A 3632-nucleotide genomic window follows, 5' to 3' on the forward strand; every position below is an offset into this window, starting at 1 on the left:
CTGGCGCTGGCCGGGGTGGACCGCATCGACCTGAACTTTCCCAAGTTCTCCGACGGCCGGGCCTTCAGCCAGGCGTTTTTGCTGAGCCGCCGGCTCGGCTTCAAGGGAGAGATTCGCGCCACTGGCGACGTGCTGGCCGACCAGCTGGCGCAGATGGAGCGCAGCGGCTTCACCACCGCCGTGCTGCGCGCCGACCAGGACCTGGCCGTGGCCGAGCGCGTGCTTGGCAGCTACCCGGGCTACGGCGTCGGCCGCTACCAGGGCGACGCGGTACGCGTCAGCCCGCATTTCGCTGCCTGACCCGGAGAACACCATGAGCGCCATTTCACTGTACGCCAAGCCCTCGCCCGCCTTTACCCAAAAGCTCGACGCCAGCAAAGCCCTGCTGCGGTCTGCCGCCGCGCAGTACGCGCCATTGACGCAGGCCTCCAGCCTGGGCGCCGAAGACATGGTGATCAGCCACTTGATCCATGACACCGGCATAGCCGCCCGCATTTTCGTGCTCGACACCGGCATGCTGCACGCCCAGACGCTGGCGCTGGTGGGGCGGCTGGAAGCGCGTTACGGCGTGACGGTAGACGTTTACCAGCCCGACCCGGCCGTGGCCGAAAAGTTTGTCGCCGAGTTTGGCAGCGACGCGATGTACAAAAGCCTGGGTTTACGCAAGACCTGCTGCGATTTTCGCAAGATGGAGCCACTGGCACGTGCGCTGGCCGGCAAAAAGGGCTGGATCACCGGCCTGAGGCGCGAGCAGTCCAATGCCCGGGCCGAAGTGCATGACGTTGAGCAGCAGGCCGAGCGTGCGAAGATCAACCCGCTGGCCGATTGGACCTGGGGCGACATCTGGCACTTCATTGCCGTCAACCAGGTGCCCTACAACCCGCTGCACGACGAGTTTTTCCCCAGCATTGGCTGCGCGCCCTGCACCCGCGCCGTGACGCTGGGCGAGGACTTCCGCTCCGGCCGCTGGTGGTGGGAACAGGAAAGCGCCAAGGAATGTGGCCTGCATGTGGCCGCCGACGGCACCCACGAAGCGCAGGAACCCGCCGCGTTTGAGTCCCTTTCAAGCATCATCCCCATCCGAGAAATAAACGCATGAACGCCCGAACCGAACCCCAATTGCTGGCCAAGCTGAGCAATGCGCACCTCGATGCGCTGGAAGAGGAAACCATCTTCATCCTGCGTGAAGTCGCCGCCGCCTTCGAGCGCCCGGCGCTGCTGTTCTCGGGCGGCAAGGACTCGCTGGTGATGCTGAAATGCGCCGAAAAAGCCTTTGGCGTGGGCCGCATTCCCTACCCGCTCCTGATGATTGACACCGGCCACAACTTCCCGGAAGTGACCGATTTCCGCGACCTGCGCGCCAGGGAACTCGGCGCCGAGCTGATCATCCGCCGTGTCGAGGACTCGATGAAGCGCGGCACGGTGCGCCTGGCCCATCCGGACGAGCCACGCAATGCGCACCAGTCAGTGACGTTGCTGGAAGCCATCGACGAATTTCGCTTTGATGCGCTGATCGGCGGCGCCCGCCGCGACGAGGAAAAGGCGCGTGCCAAGGAGCGCATCTTCTCGCACCGCGACAGCTTCGGCCAGTGGCAGCCCAAGGCCCAGCGGCCCGAACTCTGGACGCTGTTCAACACCCGGCTGCAGCCCGGCGAGCATTTCCGGGTGTTCCCGATTTCCAACTGGACTGAACTGGACGTATGGCAGTACATCGAGCGCGAGCAGATCGCCCTGCCCTCGCTGTATTACGCGCACCAGCGCAAGATCGTCGAGCGCAAGGGCCTGCTGGTGCCGGTCACCGAACTGACGCCGGCCCGCGACGGCGAGCAGGTCATTGAAAAGACCGTGCGTTTTCGGACCCTGGGCGACATCACCTGCACCTGCCCGGTTGACAGCCCGGCCACCACCGCCGCTGAAATCGTGATTGAAACACTGGCCGCGGACGTGAGCGAGCGCGGCGCCACACGCATGGACGACAAAACCTCAGACGCTTCCATGGAAAAGCGCAAGAAAGACGGGTACTTCTGATGACGACTATAGATTTGATCGCTGCTGACACAAAGCCAGCAAACGCTGCAGCACAAAATGACCTGAAATCGGCGCTGAAATTCATCACCTGCGGCTCGGTCGACGACGGCAAGAGCACGCTGATTGGCCGCCTGCTGGTGGACAGCAAAGCCGTGCTACAAGACCACCTGGCGGGCGTGCAGCGCGCCGGCGAGACCGACCTGGCGCTGCTGACCGACGGCCTCTCGGCCGAGCGCGAGCAAGGCATCACGATTGACGTGGCCTACCGCTACTTCGCCACCGAAAAGCGCAAGTTCATCATCGGCGACGCGCCCGGCCACGAGCAGTACACCCGCAACATGGTCACGGCGGCATCGAGCGCCGACGCCGCCGTGGTGCTGGTCGACGCGACCAAGCTCGCTTGGCAAAACCCGGCGATGGAGCTGCTGCCGCAAACCCGCCGCCATTCGCTGCTGGTCAAGCTGCTGCGCGTGCCGTCCATCGTGTTCACGGTGAACAAGCTCGATGCCGTGCAGGACCCGGCGCTGGCCTTCAATAACATCAGCGCCGCGCTGACGGCGTTTGCCGAGGCGGCGCTGATCCCGGTCAAGGCCATCGTGCCGATTTCCGCGCTGATCGGCTACAACGTGGTGGACGCCAAACCAGGCTGGTGCGGCTACACCGGCCCGTCGCTCTTGGCCCTGCTGGAGCAATTGCCCGCCACGCCCGCAGAAACGGGCGAAGCATTCGCCTTTCCGGTGCAGTGGGTCGAGAAATTCTCTTCCTCTTCCGACACCTCCCAGGGCCGCCGCGTCTTCTGGGGCCGCGTCGCTACTGGCGGCGTGCAGCCCGGCCAGACCGTGACCGTCTTGCCGAGCGGGCAAACCGCCGTGGTGGCGCAGGTGCTCGACCATATCCGCCAGCCCAAATCCATTTTGGCGAGCCACAGTGCAGGCATTGTGCTGGACCGCGAAGTGGATGTGTCGCGCGGCGACTGGCTGCTGGCCGAGGGCAGCTTTGCGCCTTCGCGCGAGGTGGCGGTCACCATGGCCTGGATGGACGACGAGCCGCTGGTGGCCGGGCGCGTCTACTGGGCGCTCCAGGGCCACCGCTGGGTCAAGGCCAAGGTCAGGCGCATCGTGCACAAGCTGGACGTCAACACGCTGGCCGAAGAAGACGCCAGCGAACTGCCGCCCAACGCGATTGGCCATGTCGAGCTGAGCCTGCAGGAAGCGCTGGTGACCCTGCCCTACCTGCGCTCGCGCGTGCTGGGCTCGCTGGTGCTGGTCGACACGGCCTCCCACAAGACCTCGGGCGCGGCGCTGGTTCTTTGACCGGCATCAAGCGAAACCCCAGCCCTACCCTTCACCCTGAAACCGTAAAGCTCTTAAAATCGAGCGTTTACACCGACAACCTTCTCACACCATGACACACATCGTCTCCGAATCCTGCATCCGCTGCAAATACACCGACTGTGTGGACGTCTGCCCCGTGGACTGCTTCCGCGAAGGCCCCAACATGCTGGTGATTGATCCGGACGAGTGCATTGATTGCGCCGTGTGCATTCCAGAATGCCCGGTCAATGCCATTTATGCCGAAGAAGACACGCCGGCCGACCAGCTGCA

5 protein-coding genes are annotated in these 3632 nt (G+C 64.4%); all 5 read left to right on the forward strand.

The features are described from left to right. A partial coding sequence (locus IV091_RS12335; RefSeq protein ID WP_293469123.1) for a DUF934 domain-containing protein occupies positions 1 to 300 on the forward strand: 300 nt, incomplete at its 5' end. Between the two features lie 13 nt (positions 301 to 313). Next, positions 314 to 1099: a phosphoadenylyl-sulfate reductase gene (locus IV091_RS12340; protein ID WP_293469125.1), complete on the forward strand. Its 786-nt coding sequence runs from the start codon at positions 314 to 316 to the stop codon at positions 1097 to 1099. Further along, positions 1096 to 2028, forward strand: coding sequence for a sulfate adenylyltransferase subunit CysD (gene cysD, locus IV091_RS12345; protein WP_293469127.1), 933 nt, complete (start codon positions 1096 to 1098; stop codon positions 2026 to 2028). The genes IV091_RS12340 and cysD overlap by 4 nt, the downstream gene beginning before the upstream one ends. Then, positions 2028 to 3341 carry a GTP-binding protein gene (locus IV091_RS12350; protein WP_293469129.1) on the forward strand — a complete coding sequence of 438 codons (1314 nt, stop codon included), beginning with the start codon at positions 2028 to 2030 and terminating at the stop codon, positions 3339 to 3341. Before cysD ends, IV091_RS12350 begins: the two co-directional genes overlap by 1 nt. Positions 3342 to 3432: 91 nt before the next feature. Then, on the forward strand, positions 3433 to 3632 hold a 200-nt coding region (locus IV091_RS12355), incomplete at its 3' end, for a ferredoxin family protein (RefSeq protein ID WP_293469131.1).

Origin of the sequence: Polaromonas sp., assembly GCF_018780625.1 — a bacterium.
Taxonomy (GTDB): Bacteria; Pseudomonadota; Gammaproteobacteria; order Burkholderiales; family Burkholderiaceae_C; genus Polaromonas.